At 29.1% G+C, this 16,578-nt stretch carries 17 protein-coding genes, 1 pseudogene and 1 other annotated feature; of the genes and pseudogenes, 11 read left to right on the top strand and 7 right to left on the bottom strand.

What is annotated here, in order from left to right:
- The first annotated feature begins 5 nt into the window (after positions 1 to 5).
- The gene (locus FQB35_RS09590) at positions 6 to 2,186 is read left to right on the top strand and encodes a type IV secretory system conjugative DNA transfer family protein (protein ID WP_148809710.1); all 2,181 of its coding nucleotides are present in this window, start codon (positions 6 to 8) and stop codon (positions 2,184 to 2,186) included.
- Between the two features lie 92 nt (positions 2,187 to 2,278).
- On the opposite strand, the pseudogene FQB35_RS09585 reads toward FQB35_RS09590, so the two are convergent.
- Positions 2,279 to 3,001 (bottom strand): annotated as a pseudogene (locus FQB35_RS09585) (ABC transporter substrate-binding protein); the annotation flags it as partial.
- Positions 3,002 to 3,206: 205 nt separating this feature from the next.
- Here FQB35_RS09585 and FQB35_RS15860 point away from each other — a divergent pair.
- Entirely contained in the window at positions 3,207 to 3,347 is a 141-nt protein-coding gene (locus FQB35_RS15860) for a hypothetical protein (protein ID WP_168198302.1), read from the top strand.
- Position 3,348: 1 nt separating this feature from the next.
- On the opposite strand, the gene FQB35_RS09580 is transcribed toward FQB35_RS15860, so the two are convergent.
- Entirely contained in the window at positions 3,349 to 3,780 is a 432-nt protein-coding gene (locus FQB35_RS09580) for a hypothetical protein (RefSeq protein ID WP_148809709.1), read from the bottom strand.
- 128 nt (positions 3,781 to 3,908) lie between these two features.
- Between FQB35_RS09580 and FQB35_RS09575 the strand changes: the two genes are divergently transcribed.
- From FQB35_RS09575 to FQB35_RS09550, 6 genes are all read left to right on the top strand, one after another.
- A complete protein-coding gene (locus tag FQB35_RS09575) occupies positions 3,909 to 4,253 on the top strand; it encodes a hypothetical protein (RefSeq protein WP_148809708.1) in 345 nt (114 codons plus the stop codon).
- 92 nt (positions 4,254 to 4,345) lie between these two features.
- Positions 4,346 to 4,568 (top strand) — a binding site (T-box leader).
- Positions 4,569 to 4,600: 32 nt separating this feature from the next.
- Entirely contained in the window at positions 4,601 to 4,819 is a 219-nt protein-coding gene (locus FQB35_RS09570) for a hypothetical protein (RefSeq protein ID WP_148809707.1), read from the top strand.
- A complete protein-coding gene (locus FQB35_RS09565; protein ID WP_148809706.1) occupies positions 4,810 to 7,470 on the top strand; it encodes a valine--tRNA ligase in 2,661 nt (886 codons plus the stop codon). Before FQB35_RS09570 ends, FQB35_RS09565 begins: the two co-directional genes overlap by 10 nt.
- 46 nt (positions 7,471 to 7,516) lie before the next feature.
- Positions 7,517 to 8,809 carry a bifunctional folylpolyglutamate synthase/dihydrofolate synthase gene (locus tag FQB35_RS09560; protein ID WP_148809705.1) on the top strand — a complete coding sequence of 431 codons (1,293 nt, stop codon included), beginning with the start codon at positions 7,517 to 7,519 and terminating at the stop codon, positions 8,807 to 8,809.
- A gap of 17 nt (positions 8,810 to 8,826) precedes the next feature.
- On the top strand, positions 8,827 to 10,683 hold the full coding sequence (locus tag FQB35_RS09555; RefSeq protein ID WP_148809704.1) for a sigma-54 interaction domain-containing protein: 1,857 nt from the start codon (positions 8,827 to 8,829) through the stop codon (positions 10,681 to 10,683).
- Between the two features lie 61 nt (positions 10,684 to 10,744).
- Positions 10,745 to 10,951 (top strand): hypothetical protein, encoded by a 207-nt coding sequence (locus tag FQB35_RS09550; protein WP_148809703.1) that lies wholly within the window; start codon positions 10,745 to 10,747, stop codon positions 10,949 to 10,951.
- 22 nt (positions 10,952 to 10,973) lie between these two features.
- On the opposite strand, the gene FQB35_RS09545 is transcribed toward FQB35_RS09550, so the two are convergent.
- The gene (locus FQB35_RS09545) at positions 10,974 to 11,225 is read right to left on the bottom strand and encodes a TIGR03905 family TSCPD domain-containing protein (protein ID WP_148809702.1); all 252 of its coding nucleotides are present in this window, start codon (positions 11,223 to 11,225) and stop codon (positions 10,974 to 10,976) included.
- A gap of 148 nt (positions 11,226 to 11,373) precedes the next feature.
- Between FQB35_RS09545 and FQB35_RS09540 the strand changes: the two genes are divergently transcribed.
- Positions 11,374 to 12,315, top strand: a complete 942-nt coding sequence (locus FQB35_RS09540; protein WP_148809701.1) for a YncE family protein — start codon at positions 11,374 to 11,376, stop codon at positions 12,313 to 12,315.
- A gap of 32 nt (positions 12,316 to 12,347) precedes the next feature.
- Here the strand turns inward: FQB35_RS09540 and FQB35_RS09535 are convergent, their stop codons facing one another.
- Both FQB35_RS09535 and FQB35_RS09530 read right to left on the bottom strand, forming a co-directional pair.
- Complete coding sequence (locus FQB35_RS09535; RefSeq protein WP_148809700.1) at positions 12,348 to 12,878, bottom strand: DUF4364 family protein; 531 nt, start codon at positions 12,876 to 12,878, stop codon at positions 12,348 to 12,350.
- Positions 12,879 to 13,002: 124 nt separating this feature from the next.
- Positions 13,003 to 13,206, bottom strand: a complete 204-nt coding sequence (locus FQB35_RS09530) for an alpha/beta-type small acid-soluble spore protein (protein WP_148809699.1) — start codon at positions 13,204 to 13,206, stop codon at positions 13,003 to 13,005.
- Positions 13,207 to 13,419: 213 nt separating this feature from the next.
- Between FQB35_RS09530 and FQB35_RS09525 the strand changes: the two genes are divergently transcribed.
- Complete coding sequence (locus FQB35_RS09525) at positions 13,420 to 14,109, top strand: 4Fe-4S double cluster binding domain-containing protein (protein WP_148809698.1); 690 nt, start codon at positions 13,420 to 13,422, stop codon at positions 14,107 to 14,109.
- A 16-nt stretch (positions 14,110 to 14,125) separates the two neighbouring features.
- Here FQB35_RS09525 and FQB35_RS09520 read toward each other — a convergent pair whose 3' ends face one another.
- The gene (locus FQB35_RS09520; protein ID WP_148809697.1) at positions 14,126 to 14,314 is read right to left on the bottom strand and encodes a hypothetical protein; all 189 of its coding nucleotides are present in this window, start codon (positions 14,312 to 14,314) and stop codon (positions 14,126 to 14,128) included.
- A gap of 214 nt (positions 14,315 to 14,528) precedes the next feature.
- Between FQB35_RS09520 and FQB35_RS09515 the strand changes: the two genes are divergently transcribed.
- On the top strand, positions 14,529 to 15,593 hold the full coding sequence (locus FQB35_RS09515) for a polysaccharide deacetylase family protein (protein WP_148809696.1): 1,065 nt from the start codon (positions 14,529 to 14,531) through the stop codon (positions 15,591 to 15,593).
- Positions 15,594 to 15,608: 15 nt separating this feature from the next.
- Here FQB35_RS09515 and FQB35_RS09510 read toward each other — a convergent pair whose 3' ends face one another.
- A complete protein-coding gene (locus FQB35_RS09510) occupies positions 15,609 to 16,514 on the bottom strand; it encodes a Na/Pi cotransporter family protein (RefSeq protein ID WP_168198301.1) in 906 nt (301 codons plus the stop codon).
- Positions 16,515 to 16,578: the final 64 nt, after the last annotated feature.

The raw sequence follows: 16,578 nt of genomic DNA, 5'->3' as shown, positions 1-16,578 counted from the left end.
TATATATGAAGCTACAAATTATACCTGATATTAATATTGATAACACAAAAGTTTTAGGTTTAGTAGAAAATATGCATTTTTACAAGAATCTTATAAAAAGATTTAAATTAACAAAAGAAGAAGTAATTCTATTTGAGCAGCATATCATAACATATGAAATTTTAATAACTAAAGATAATTTAAGTTTTTTTATAGGATTTGATGACGAAATAAAAGATAATATTGAGACAGAATTGAATATTTGTTGGAAACAAGCAACGTTTAAGAAAGTAAAACCAATATCTATTATTGGCATAACAAAAGAATTAGAACTTGAAGAACATTATTTCCTTTCGCTTAAAACAGACTTAAGAGGGCAATTTCCACTTTCTAATATACTAGAAACACAAACAATTTTAAGGAATAATGAAAGAATATTGATCAGATTGGAAATGAAACCTATATCAAATACTTGGTATAGAGAAGTAGAGGATCATATTAAAAACTTTGAAAAAGGCAAAGTTGCAAGTAAAAATACATTTTCTATAAAAGATATTGGATTTAAAACAGCGGAATTAGTTCTAGATGTAGTATATTCATTTATAGATTTTGCAAATGATATGATTACTAAGGAGAAAATTGAACACGAGAGACTAAATAACAACCGTTATGCAAAACTTTTAAGAAATGGCCTTAGTAACAATACAAAAGAAAAGAGTAAATACAATGCATATGACACAAAAATCTATATAACAGTAGATTCTAAAAGAAATGATATGATATTCAGAAATATAGAAAAATCATTCAACTCGATGGCAGGAGATAATAGATGGATTTTAAAATATAAAAGCAATAATAAAAATATTCTTTGCTCAAAAGAAATCGCACAGATTATGCAGATGCCTACTAAGTATTATCAGAAAACTTACAAGATTAATAATATCGATAATAGAGAAATAGAAGTACCAAAAGAATTACAGCGACATGGTATACTAATTGGAACAGCAACTATCAAAGGAAGAGGTATAAATACATATTGGTGTAACAATTATAATGTGAGAACTTTATCAAAAGTAGTAGCTGGACCATCAGGAGCAGGGAAAACAGAATATACATGTAACTTTATTGTTGGAGCGAACAGGATAGGTGATTGTACAATAACATTTGATTACATTAAAAAATGTGACCTTACCTATAACTCAATTAAGTATATAAATGATCCAGTGCTTATTGATCTATCAGATGAAAAGCAATTGTTTGCTTTCGCATATCCTGAGGTATCAAACAAGATTTCAAAAGAATCAACACCTTGGGAACGAATACTGGTAGCTAGTGAAATAGCACAGCAAGTTAAGTACTTAGTAAATAGTATTTCTGATGGAGATAATAACGGTGCTTTATCAAGCCAGATGACTAGATATTTAATGGCAGCAGTCAAAATTGTTTTTATCCATCCAGGTGAGGTAGTAGATAATGCTTTTAGAGTGTTAGAGGATTGGAAAGTGAGAAATGAATATATTAGAAAAAGCAAAGGCATTTATGATTATAGTGATAGGGTTTTAAACACACTTAGAGAATTAAATGATACAGATAGTGATGGTAAAATCACAGGTACTAAGATACATTTAATTAGTGGAATTATCAATAGGATTAACACGCTTGTGGAAAATCCAAGATTGGAAAGAATGCTAAAAGCTCCAATAGATAAGCATAATTTTACTAAATATATGAATGAGGGCAGAGCTGTATATATTATGATGCCTGAAAAAGCATTTAAAGATCCAATGACTAAAGATGTTATAGTAACATATTTTATGACTAGAATAAGAATGGCATCTTTGGAACGATGTGACATAGATAAACCTAATATTGCGCATATAATAACAGATGAAGTACACCAGGTGCCAACAGCAGCATCATTTTTAAAAAATCATATTACAGAGTTTAGAAAATTTGGTTTAGCACCATATTTTACAATTCATTATATGAAGCAATTCAAAAGCTTATTAGATGCAATTAAATCAACTGGTGTTTCATATATGCTAATTCAAGGCATAGAAAAAGAAAACCTGCAAATGCTATCAGAAGAAATAAAACCATTCACCATAGAAGAAGGATTGAGTATGAAGCCTTTCCATAGCCTTAACATTATTAATTACGGAAACCAATATGCTAAGTTTATAACTGCATTACCAAAACCATTATAGAGCAGGAGAAAAAATCCTGCTCTTTTGGTATAGAATAAAGAAAAGTGGGAAAGATAATAATAGGTGGTTTACGAATTAAAGTACATAGAATTATATATAGCATTTGTAAACTTTTGGATTATTTCAGGATTGTTTTCTATAAAGCTTTTCTTTGCACTATAGCAAGTATAAGGAATGTATCCACCAGCTTCACCAATAGAAGCTACGATATATCCAGCCCCTTCTTTTTCAAGTTTTGAAGCTACAGGTTCAAATAAGGTTACAAAATCTCCTTCTCCGCCAGTAAAAGCTCCTGCCATAACAGCAAATTGGATATCTGTACGTACATTTACATCTTTCCCAGGAAATATACCATTTTCTTTTAGCACATACTCTAATGTCATTTCAGGCATGCCGCCTTTTCTTCCACCTATTATGGTTTTTCCTTTTACATCATCAAATGTAAAGTTTGGCATAGGTTTTCTTGCTAATAAGAAAGAACCATCTCTTTGTGTTAATTGAGCAAAGTTTACTGCATAGTCTTCTTTTCCTTTGTTAAAAACATAAACAGATGCTTCAGGTCCCATAAAACCGATATCTACTTGATCAGATAATAGTGCAGTCATGGTTTTATCAGCACCTTGACCATTGATGAACTCTACTTGTAGTCCTTCTTCTTCAAAGAATCCTTCTGTAATTGCTACATATTGAGGGGCATAAAATACTGAATGGGTTACTTCTGCTACTCGAACCTTTGTTAATGCTTTTTCTCCACAACCTGTTAAGGCTATAGATAAAAGCATTATAAGAGAAATAAGTAAAGCAATTCTTTTCATATTTTTCACCTACAATCCCTCCAAAACATTTAAAGTTTTTCCATATTTTCATTATATGTGAAAAAAAAATAATGGTTACAAATGGATAGTGTTTATGAAAATATGTAGAAAAATAGATAAATAGAGTGAAAATGATAGAATAATTTTTTTGAAACATGAATATAATGGGAAATAGATAAAAACTTTGATTAAGGAGGCAAAAAAGGTGGAAGAAAGAAAAATTATAGAATTAGTAGAAGCTTTTATTAAATTATGTGATGATTTACTTTTAAATGGAAAAATTTCAGAGGATATATATATTGAATGTACTAGGAACAAAAAAGAGTTTTTAAAAAACATTTCATAAGCTAGCCCCTTTCGTGATGGAAATAATTTAAGATTAATAATAAAGAGAATATGGCTAATGCAAGAATAAAAAGATAACTTAAAATTTGATATAAAATAACTGCATGATATAGAGTAGATAAACATAGGAGGATAACCCATAGGATTATAAAAATTCGAAATATCCATTTAATGTGATTCCAATGAGAAAGCAATAAAATTGCTGTTATAAAGATAAGATAGAATAATAATGCAAAACCTATAAAAGCTAGAATAATGCCTGCTATTGCATGATTTGCAAGACTTTGAATAAATATTTTATAGTTTTTATTGGTATTTGACAAAGTATACCAAGTACTTGCAGGCAATCTTAGTAAGATTTGCCCAATGAAACTGCATAAAATTCCTAATATATACTGTATGATATATAAGAATAGATTAAAATTTTTTCTCATGAATGGTCCCCCCAAAAAAAACTAACTACATCAATCATATGAATATATGAAAAAAAATATTATTAAATGGATACAATATTGAATATAACTATAAAAAGAACCATGATATTATTAGAAGGTGGGGTATTATGGATTACAATATAAAGATTGATGAGGGGAAATATAAACATGGATATATAAGAGGAAGGGTAGATAATTTTTATTGGTATGCATTAGTGCATAAGGATGCTATGGAAAATGGTATAAATCCTATTAACTTGCAAAGTGGACAAGGAAGAGTTACAAGATTATGTGTATATAAAGATGTGGTGGAACATGGAGGAAATCCTTATGCACCTACTTGTAGTGTAAGAAGATATATATATGCAAACTATAAAAGGGAGTGGGATGTATTAAACAGTAACCATATAGACATGGTAAAACAATTAATTAATTACTTAGAAAGAAGATATTCATTAAAAATTGTACACTAAGCAAATTTTTAATGAATTTTTACTAAAAATTTTCGTGAAATATTGACTTTTTTATTAGATAAAATATATAATAATGAAAAATGAATATATAGAGACAAACATTGAAGAAGAGGAGTAAATAATTAACCCCCTATAGAGAGAGAAATCCGTAGGCTGAAAGGTTTCTTAGGGAAGAATTATTGAAGGTAGCTTCTGAGTTGCTGAATTGAGAAAGATTCATGTAGATTCAGCCGGGAAATCCCGTTATTGATTTATGAGAGCCAGTGTTTTCTGGAATTAAGGTGGTACCGCGAAAATAATCCTTTCGTCCTTATTGGATGAAGGGGTTTTTATTTTGGGGTGAGATTATGTTTTATGTAGGAGTTATATTGTTAATTTTTGGTTCAATTTTTGTATATGGAACGAAATATTTAATGAAAATTTTTAAGTGGAATCCTATTAATATAAAGTTTATAGGACTTTTCATAGCAGTAATAGGAATTTTTATGATCATTAATGGTGAGTTTCCAAAAAGTCTAGAGTTTATTAGATATTTTAAAGGAAAAGGAGTGTTATTATGGAAATAAAAAATTTGGATAAAACCTATAATCCACAAGAATTTGAGAAAAGAATTTATGATTATTGGATGGAAAAAGAATATTTTAAAGCAGAAGTAAATCCTGATAAAGAACCATTTACTATTGTACTACCTCCGCCTAATATTACTGGACAGCTTCATATGGGACATGCCCTTGATCATACCTTACAGGATATATTAATTAGGTATAAGAGAATGCAAGGTTATGAAACATTATGGTTGCCAGGAACAGATCATGCAAGTATTGCAACAGAAGTAAAAGTAGTAGAAAAGATATTAGAAGAAGAAGGAAAGACAAAAGAAGAAATTGGAAGAGATGAGTTCCTAAAAAGAGCTTGGGCATGGAAAGAAGAGTATGGCGGAAGAATCGTAGAGCAAATGAAAAAATTAGGAAATTCTTGTGATTGGTCAAAAGAGAGATTTACAATGGATGAAGGTTGTAATAAAGCTGTAACTGAAGTTTTTGTAAAACTTTATGAAAAAGGATATATATATAGGGGAAATCGTCTTATTAACTGGTGTCCAGATTGTAAAACTTCTCTTTCTGATGCTGAAGTTGAGCATGAAGAGAAGGGTGGATATTTTTGGCATATAAAATATCCAGTAAAGGATTCAGATGAATATTTAGAAATTGCTACTACAAGACCTGAAACAATGCTTGGAGATACAGCTGTAGCAGTACATCCTGAAGATGAAAGATATGCTCATTTAGTTGGTAAAACATTAATATTGCCAATTGTAGAAAGAGAGATTCCAATTATAGCAGATGAATATGTAGATAAAGAGTTTGGTACAGGTGCTGTAAAAATTACTCCTGCTCATGATCCGAACGACTTTGAAGTAGGTTTAAGACATAATTTAGAGCAAATAACTGTAATGGATGATGAAGCAAAAATGAACGAACATGCAGGAAAGTATAAAGGTATGGATCGTTACGAATGTAGAAAAGCTCTTGTAAAAGATTTAGAGGATGCTGGTTATTTAGTAAAAGTGAAAGAGCATCAGCATAATGTAGGTGTTTGTTATCGCTGTAGTACAGTAGTTGAACCAAGATTAAGCGATCAGTGGTTTGTAAAGATGGAAGAGCTTGCAAAACCAGCTATTGAAGCTGTAAAAAAAGGTAAGACAAAATTTATTCCAGAGCGTTTTAATAAAATTTATTTCCACTGGTTAGAAAACATAAAGGACTGGTGTATTTCAAGACAATTGTGGTGGGGACATAGAATACCTGCTTATTATTGTGAAGATTGTGGAGAAATTATTGTATCAAGAACAGCTCCAGAGCTTTGCAGCAAATGTAATAGTAGTAAGTTAAAACAAGATGAGGATGTATTAGATACTTGGTTTAGTTCAGCATTATGGCCATTTTCAACTCTTGGTTGGCCAGAAGAAACAAAAGAACTAAAATATTTTTATCCTACAGATGTGTTGGTTACTGGATACGATATTATTTTCTTCTGGGTAGTAAGGATGATGTTCTCAGGAATTGAGCAAATGGGAGATATTCCTTTTAAATATGTGTTTGTACATGGTTTAGTGCGTGATTCACAAGGTAGAAAAATGAGTAAATCTCTTGGAAATGGTATTGATCCACTTGATATTATCAATCAATATGGAGCAGATGCTTTAAGAATGACTCTTGCTACAGGTAATAGTCCTGGAAATGATATGCGTTTTTATATTGAGAGAGTAGAGTCTAATAGAAATTTTGCAAACAAATTGTGGAATGCTACTCGTTTTGTATTAATGAATTTAAATCAAGATACATTTGATAAAGCAGAGTGTGAGAAACACTTTACGCTTGCAGATAAATGGATATTATCTAGAATGAATCAGGTTGCTAAGGAAGTTACTGACAACTTAGATAAGTTTGAATTAGGAATGGCTGTACAAAAGGTTTATGACTTTATTTGGAGTGAGTACTGCGACTGGTATATTGAGCTTGTGAAACCAAGACTATATGGAGAGGAAACAGATACAAAACATGCTGCATTATATACGTTGACATATGTTCTTGAGAATATGTTAAAACTATTACATCCATTTATGCCATTTATCACTGAAGAAATATGGAAACATCTTCCTACTACAAAAGAGGATAGCGTTATGATTGCACCATGGCCTAAATATGATCCTTCATATAGCTTTGTACAAGAAGAGAAAAATATGGAAATAATTATGGACGCAATCAGAAGTGTAAGAAATATTCGTGCTGAAATGAATGTAGTTCCATCTAAAAAAGCAAAAGTTATTATTGTAGCATCCGATGAAGCTTATGATGCAATAGATATGGGGAAAGATTATTTTATAACTCTTGCAAGTGCTACAGAGGTAGTACTTCAAAAAGAGAAAAAGGATATTCCAGAAGATGCTATGTCTGCAGTTGTAGCAGGTGCTGAGATTTTCCTTCCATTAGACGAATTAGTTGATTTTGAAAAAGAAATAGAAAGATTAGAAAAAGAAAAAGAAAAATTAGAAAAAGAATTAAAAAGGGTAAATGGAAAACTTTCTAATAAAGGATTTTTAGAAAAAGCTCCAGCAAAAGTTATTGAAGAAGAGAAAAATAAACAAGCAAATTATCAATCTATGATGGATAAGGTTATAGAAAGATTAGAGGGAATGAAAAAGAAAATAAAATAATTATAAGCCGGGTGTATACCCGGCTGTATGTATAGGAGGATATAAAATGAATTATGAACAGGCTCTAAGTTATATTCATGGTACATACAAATTTGGCAGCAAACTAGGACTTGAAAATATTACTTATTTATTAGATTTAATGGGAAATCCTCATAGGGATTTGAAAGTTATTCATGTGGCAGGGACAAATGGAAAAGGTTCTACTTCATCATTTATAGCTTCTGTATTAAAAGAACAAGGGTATAAGGTAGGTCTTTATACTTCTCCATACCTAGAGGAGTTTACTGAAAGAATCCGAATAAATGGAGAGAATATTCCTAAAGAAGAGTTAGCTAAAATAACAGATTATGTAAAGGGCAAAATAAATAAAATGATTTCAAATGGAAAGAATCATCCTACAGAATTTGAAGTTGTTACTGCTATAGGATTTGAGTACTTTAAAAGACAAAATGTAGATTTTTTAGTATTAGAAGTAGGTATGGGAGGAAGATTTGATGCAACAAATGTAGTAGATCCTTTACTTTCAGTTATTACTCCTATAGATATAGATCATATAGATTATTTAGGAGATTCTTTGGATAAAATAGCTTATGAAAAGGCAGGAATTATTAAGGAAAATAGCTATGTGGTTTCTTACCCTCAAAAAAGAGAAGCTATGGAAGTTATAAAAGATGTATGCAGCAATAAAAATTCAAAATTAGTAAAGGCACCTATTGATAGTATTAAAGTAATAAAAAAAGATGATAAAGGACAAATTTTTAATGTGAATTATGGAAGTGAAAAATTGGAAAATGTATGTATATCTATGCTAGGAGAACATCAAATTCAAAATGCTACAGTATGCTTAACTGCTTTATATGTTTTAGAGAAGGAGCATTATATAAAAATTTCTAAGGAAGCATTATATGAAGGTTTAAAGAAAAGTATTTGGCCTGGAAGACTTGAGATTATGAAAAGAGATCCTATTGTACTAATAGATGGGGCCCACAATCCTCAAGGAATGAAAGCTTTATCAAAAGTATTAAAGGAGCTTTTTTATGATAAGAATATTATATTATGTTTAGGGATTTTAGGAGACAAAGATTCTTCAATGATTGATGAGATTGTTCCACTTGCACAAAAATTAGTCCTTACAAAGCCAGATAATCCAAGAGCTATGTCTGTGGAAAAATTGTATGAAAAGGTAGCAAAGTTTGAAAAAACTACACTAAAAAAAGAAAAAATAGCAGATGCGGTTGAAACAGCATTATCTTTAGCTAACTTTGAAGATGTAGTCGTATTTGCTGGTTCTTTGTATATGATTGGGAATGTAAGAACTCTACTTAAAAATAGAAAGTAGCTTAAAAGGTGATTTATATGTTTGAAAATGAAAGCTATATTAAGCAGTTTGCAGACATGATGACAGAGGGCTTCATATTTATAGACTATAAAGGAAAAATTCAAATATATAATAAGAAAGCAAAAGAAATATTTGGAATTGTCCATAATCAAGGAATTGGACATGATGCAGGAAAAATAAACCCTAAAGATATTGTAATCATTGCAGATAATTGTCTAGGGAAGGATGATGGTGGGCTTACACCAAAGGACTTAAATTATATAGGTATAGATGATTCAGATATTAATTTAAGAGATGTATTTGCAGGAATTGGATTATATAAAAGCAAAGATGTTTTACCTGTATATAAATATCAAAAATCAGAAAATAATAAGGATATTTTTGTATTAGATACAATTTTTCAAAATATTGCTATTCGTATACAGATTAACTTTTTGATGAAGTTTATTGAGATCACAGTAGAAAATCAATCTTTTAAAATGAATTATATTAATGCCGTAGGACATATGGTAGTAATTGATGGGGATACAAAGAAAGTGAAATTTTATCAAGCAGGAGGTTATACTGCTCGTGGAGAAAGTATTACTGAATTATTATCAGGAAAATCATTTAGAGGAAAAGGTAAGTATGAAGAATTTGATGTTATAGGAAAAGATATATTTGAAATACATGAGTTTGGGGATACAATTAAAGAATTTTATCAAGTAGCAAAAGGAAAAAATATCAGCTATAAAGATAAGTTTACAGAGATTAATGGTTTTCCAACTCTCTGTACTTTATTGCCTGTAAGTATAGAAGGAAAACGAGTAGGAGCAGCCTTAAAAGTAGAAGATATATCTATCCTTAAAAAAGTAACAAAAGAAAGAGATGAGGCTTTACTGCATATTAAACAAATGGAAAGAATGCTTAAAGAAGAAAAAAATACGCAAGATTTATTTTCAGAAATATTAGGAGAGAGTGAAGAAATTAAAAATGTAAAAAAATTAGCTTATAAAGCTTCTAAATCAAATTCAACTCTATTGCTTTTAGGGGAGAGTGGTACAGGAAAAAGCTTGCTTGCAAGAGCTATACATAATGCAAGTAAATACAAAGATAAGCCTTTTATTCATGTGAATTGTGGTGCTATTCCAGAAGAGCTTTTAGAGAGTGAATTATTTGGATATGAAAGAGGAGCTTTTACAGGAGCAAGAAGTCAAGGGAAAGAAGGACTTTTTGAAGCAGCATCTAAAGGAACAATATTTCTAGATGAAATAGCTGAAATGAGTTTACATTTACAGGTAAAACTATTGCAAGTATTGCAAAATAAAACATTTTTTCGTTTAGGAGGAACGAAAGAAATATCAGTGGATGTGCGAATTATTGCAGCTACGAATAAAGATTTAGAAGAAGAGATGCTTAAGGGTAGGTTTCGAGAGGATTTATATTATAGGGTTAATGTTTTTCCTATTTGGCTACCTCCATTAAGAGAAAGAAAACAAGACATTTATTCTTTGACAAATGCTATTTTGCCAAGAATATGTAAAAGAATGGGGATTGAAGAAAAAAATATTTCAGGAGAAGCTCTTTATCGTTTAATGAAACATGATTGGCCTGGAAACATAAGAGAGCTTGAAAATGTTTTAGAAAGAGCCGTAAACATTGCAGAAGGAAATACTATACAAGTATATCATTTACCTTTTAAAATTGGCATAAAAAAAGTTGAAGAATCTAGAGAAATCATTAAACCTTTAAAAGAATATGTACAGAAAGCAGAAAAAAATGCCATAAAAGAAGCATTAAAATATTATCAAAATGATAGAGCAAAGGCTATGAAGGCTTTAAAAATTGGAAAGACTAGTTTTTATGAAAAGTTAAAAAAATATAAAATTAAATAGTTTAATCATAATTTATCTCCCTATGCATATACTAAAATATATGAATAGGGGGCTTTTTTTTATGAAGGTACTTAATTTTAGGCCGTTTAAGAGGCTTAATGATGAAGAACTAATTAACAAAATCCATGAAACGTTTAAATGTTTAAAATCAGAAGATAAATATTATAAAGAAACATTAGCTATTTGTGATCAATTAATAAAAGAAGTAAAGTTAAGAAATTTATATTATTCTAAAGAAAGATTATATAACAAAATATTATTTAAATAAAATCGCCATATGGCGATTTTATTTATGCAATTTTTTCTTTTAATGCGACTAAAGCTTTTGATAATTGATCAGGACAAGAAGTTGATTTTGGTCCACATGTAATGCCACTAAGTCTTTTTATTGCTTCATCAACATGCATTCCTTCTACAAGCTTACTAATTCCCTGTAAGTTACCTGGGCATCCACCATAAAATTTTACTTTTTTAATAACATTATTTTCTACGGAAAATTCAATTTGCTTTGAACAAACACCGGATGTCTTATAAATATACACTGCAAATCCTCCTATTCACTATTGTATTCATAAAAGATGATAATACATAAATTTAGAAAGGTCAACAAAAACAATCACAACAAAAAAATATATGCATAAAATGATATAAAGGTAATATGAAATCTATGACTTTTCTAGGGGTGAAGGGATGAAAACAAATTTTGAAAATATGGTTTTTGTAGCTAATATGGGAGAGGATACAATTTCCGTTTTAAACTTAATAAAATTAGAAGAAATATATAAAATAGAGCTGGAAGATATATTTTTTTATAAAATAAAAAAGCCAGCTTTAGGGCCACATCATGCTGTTATTGATTACAATAAAAGATATCTTTATATAACAAACTCACATAATGCAAGTATTAGTATAGTTGATCTTATTCAAAATAAAATTATTGACAATATATGTGTAGGAAGTTGTCCAAGTCATATAGTGATTTGTAAAAAGAACAAAACTATATATGTATCAAATACTGATTCTAATTCTATTTCTGTTATTAGTCTAGAAAGTAGAGGTTTATTAGCCCAAATACCTGTAGGAAGAATGCCGCATGATGTTAAATTAAGTAAAGATAATCAAAAGCTATATGTAACAAATATAGGTTCAGATACAATAACTGTTATTAATACAGCTACTAATGACATAGAAAAGTCAGTATATGTTCATCCAAACCCTTATCATATTACTTTAAATAAAGAAGGGAATTTCATTTTTGTTGTAAATACTAGTTTTTCAAGCAGACAAGGTGGAAGTATTACCATTTTAGATAGTAAAAATTTAAAAATTATGGATAGAATAAGAGTAGGAAAAATGCCAGTAGAAGCAGTGATAGGAAAGAATGAAAATATTTTATATATTACAGATGCCGAACTGAATGCTGTAAATATTTTAGATATAAAAGAAAAGAAGTTAATAGATCGTGTTTATGTAGGAAGAATGCCAGGCTGTATTGAAAAAGACAAAAAAAATCAATATTTGTTTGTAGGAAATATGCAAGATAATACATTAACAGTTATGAATTTGAAAAATTTAAGCATTTTAAAAAACATTCCTGTGGGAATAGAGCCAAGCACAATCGTATGCGTATAGTCCCCCCTGATATAAGCAGAAAAAAGGGGGGATTATTGTTTAATTAGTAAATTTATAATATCTCCATAAATATTTTGTGCTTGTGTTTTCCATTTTTCACAAATTTGTTTTGCTTGCTTATTAGAAACTACATTTAGCTTTAAATCAATTAAAGTAATATTATTTTCAATCACCTTTAAATCTACAATGTATTCATTTTTATTTCTTTTTGTGTAGTCTGCTGTAATTTGCATTTCTTTTAGTAATATTTGCTTTCTTTGTTCGATAGATTTGTCAATTTCATCAATTAATTCATTTGATAATCTATCTTTAAAATACTGTAAAGTACGCTTACCTTTTTCTGTTAATACATAGAAAAAGCTATTATTACTTTTACTATACTCTAACATGCCAGTGTTTACTAATTCTCCAAGAAACTGTTGTAACAAGAAGTAATTCATATAATCTTTTTCCATAATAAACTGGGTTATTTGTGTATTTGTAAGAGCCATTGAAAATTTATCAAATATATATAATAATATAAGCTTGTGTTTTGCTAGTTGTTGTGTATCATTATAAAACATATTTTCACCTGCTTCATAAAAATATAAAATATATATCCAATATGATTATAGCATATTCTAAACATAAAAGCGCAACAAAATAAAAGGAGAAATGATAAACTCATTTCTCCTTTTATTATTATATTTATTTACCAGCCATACTTCTTTCAGCCATTTCAACCAATCTTTTTGTAATATATCCACCCACATAACCGTTTTGTCTAGAAGTTAAATTTCCTTTATCAATATTTTCATAATTTGTAAGTCCAAGTTCATTAGCGATTTCAGCTTTCATTTGATTTAAAGCCATTCTAGCTTCAGGAACAACTACCTTATTATTATTTGCCATTTATTTTCCCTCCCAGCAATTTTTTTTGAGTACAACATTTTTAATGTTGTATTATTAATTTAACCAAATCACAAAAAAATATGTTAGTATATTTTGTAATGTAGTATAATTATTGGATTAAATGCAAAAAATGATTAATTTCATGATAAAATAAATTGCTTATTTAGTGATAAAATAATAAAATAAAAGAAAATTTGAAGGTAGGGAATTTTTGTGGACAAAACAGTAATACTAAAAGAAAAAATTAAAAAATGGGGTGCTTCAAAAGTAGGGTTTGCATTTTTAGAAGATTTATTACCAAAAGATTTAAAGCATCTAAAAACAGGTATTTCGATTGCAGTAAGATTATCTGATGAAATTATAGCCCAAATAGAAGATACACCAACTCATACATATTTTCATCATTATAGAACAGTAAATACTTATATTGATCAAATAACATTAAAAATTTCTATGCAGCTTCAAAACTGGGGATACTTGGCTATGCCAATTCCTGCATCACAAAGTGTGAATATTGATGGTAAGCAGTATAGTGGAATTTTTCAACATAGAACTGCAGCTACAAGGGCAGGGATTGGATGGATTGGAAGAAATGCGTGTTTAGTAACAGAGGAATTTGGACCAAGGGTAAGGCTTGGAACAGTTTTAACAAATATGGAAGCAATTTATGATAAGCCTGTAGAAGAATCACAATGTGGAAGTTGTAAAAAATGTGTTAGAGCATGTCCAGCTTTAGCTTTGAGAGGAGAATTATGGTATCCAGGGATAAAAAGAGAAGAATTAGTTGATGCAAAAGCTTGTAGTATGCATATGCATAATCATTATCAGCATATTGGAAGAGGTGTTGTATGTGGCATTTGTGTTAGAGTATGTCCTAAAGGGAATCAGGTTATAAAAAGATAGGGTAGATTTTTCTACCCTACGTTAATTTTCTATTCATTTTTATTTTTACATCTTTTCTAGTACCATGCTGATGAACACTTTCTAATTGAGCTTTTTGGGACTGAGCTTCCCTTAAAAAGTGTCTTTCATCAACTTTAAAGGTTCTTCTGCCTAATTCTACTCTTTCTCCTTTTATATTGGTGTACTGACTTCTTATATTTGACAAGAGAAGACCTCCTTTAATTGAAATTGCTTATCTATATATTAGTTTTTGTTTATTTATCAAAATTATGTTTTGTAAAAAAATGATTTTGTAAGAAATTCTTCTAAAAGGCTACAAAAAATAATAAATTTCTAGTTTTTTCATTATTTGTAAACTAGATTATGGAATCAGACTATTATATAATTATTATAAAGATAAAAATAAGGGAGGATTATAAGTGGCTATATATAAAAAAATAATTGCATTAGTAATAGCAGCAAGTATATTGGCAACAGGTTGTACTACAAAAGCAGTTAAAGAGGAAGAAAAGGAAGCTGTAGCAATAGAAAATGAAAAAAAAGTTGAGAAAAAAGAGATTGATTTACAAAAAATTAAACCAAATGAAGCTGGCCAAATTATGGTACTGATGTATCATAGCATTGCTGAGCCAGAAGGAGAATTTACAAGAACTCCAGAAAATTTTAGAAAAGATTTACAATATCTTTATGATAAAGGTTATAGACCAATCAGCTTGAAAGATTATGTAACAGGAAATATTACAACTAAAGCAGGATATACACCTATTGTATTAACTTTTGATGATGGATGGCAGAATAATTTTAATATGATTAAAAATGAAAAAGGTGATTTTATTATTGATCCGGATTGTGCTGTTGGAATTCTTGAAAAATTCCATGAAAAACATCCTGATTTTCCACTAGAAGCAACTTTTTTTATAAATAATAACATACCATTTGGACAAGAAGAGCATTTGGCATATAAGTTAAAATATATTGTTGAAAAAGGGATGGATATAGGAAATCATACTGCTAGTCATATAAATTATAAAAATGCAGATGCTAAAAGAATTCAAAAGGAATTAGGTAGTATTGTGAAATTAGTAAAAAAATATTTACCTGATTATGAAGTGAATACTCATGCTTTACCGTTTGGGTCAAGACCTAAAGATAAAAGTTTATATAAATACTTAGAATCAGGAAATTATGATGGATTAGATTATAAAAATATAGCAATTTTAGAGGTAGGCTGGGACCCATATAAATCTCCTTATCATACAAAATTTAACCCACTAGCTATTCATAGAGTAAGAGCTAGTGATCTTCAAAAATATGTACAAGGTGTTGGTATGTATGATTGGGTAGACCGTTTTGAAAAAGGAGTTAGAGTAAGATATATATCTGATGGAGATCCAGAAGTTGTAACAATACCTGAAGGCTATAAGGAAGTAATTGATACTGCAAAAATAGGGGATAAAAAATTAAGAACTTATGTATTAGAGTAGTAAGATAGCTTTAAGCTATCTTACTACTTTTTTTGATATAAATACCATTAAGTTTATAAATGGAAATAAAAGAATAACATTTATTATATTGAATAAACTATGTGCATTTGCTATCTGTCTAACAGGATCAAAAGGTGTAAGTTTATATATAAAATATGAAAATAAATTAATAAAAGGATAAAAAATTAAAGTGCCTATTATATTAAAAAAAAGATGAATTATTGCAGTTCTTTTTCCATTTTTATCAGTAGCTATACTAGATAAAAGGGTTGTAACACATGTACCTATATTTTGTCCCATAATAATAGGTACGGCTTGATAAATATTGATAAGGCCTCCTATGGCAAGACTTTGAATAATTGCTACAGAAGTGCTGCTGCTTTGCATAATGGCTGTTGTGATTATGCCAATAAAAACACCTTTTAAGCTGTTGTTTTCTATAGATAATATTAATGATTTAAAAGACATTAAATCCTTCAATGGTTTTAATGAATAGACCATAAATTTTATTCCTAGAAAAAGAAAAGAAAAGCCAATTAAAAATTTACCTATATTTTTAAACCTTAAAAAAAATAAGATAGTACCTAATATTAATATATAGGGAATCAGAAAAAAAAAGTCAAAACTGATAAGTTGAGCTGTAAATGTGGTTCCTATATTTGCTCCCATAATAACTGGTACAGCTTGATATAGGTTTATTATTCTTGAATTTACTAAACTTACAACTAATATAGAAGTTGTGCTACTGCTTTGTGTTAAGGTAGTTACAATAATTCCTGCTAATGCACCTAAAAGAGGATTTTTAGTAAGTTTCATAATAAAATTTTTAAAATGATTATTAGATAATTTTGACATAGAATTTGTTATTATGAATATTCCAACAAAAAAAATAATTACTCCAATTAAAATAGAAAATATCACAAAGATTCTCTCCCTTTATTTATTTCAATATTATGTTTATAAAATGATGAATGATAGTATACCT

Origin of the sequence: Crassaminicella thermophila (assembly GCF_008152325.1) — a bacterium.
Classification (GTDB): Bacteria; Bacillota; Clostridia; order Peptostreptococcales; family Thermotaleaceae; genus Crassaminicella_A; species Crassaminicella_A thermophila.
This window is presented reverse-complemented; position numbering and strand designations above follow the sequence as displayed.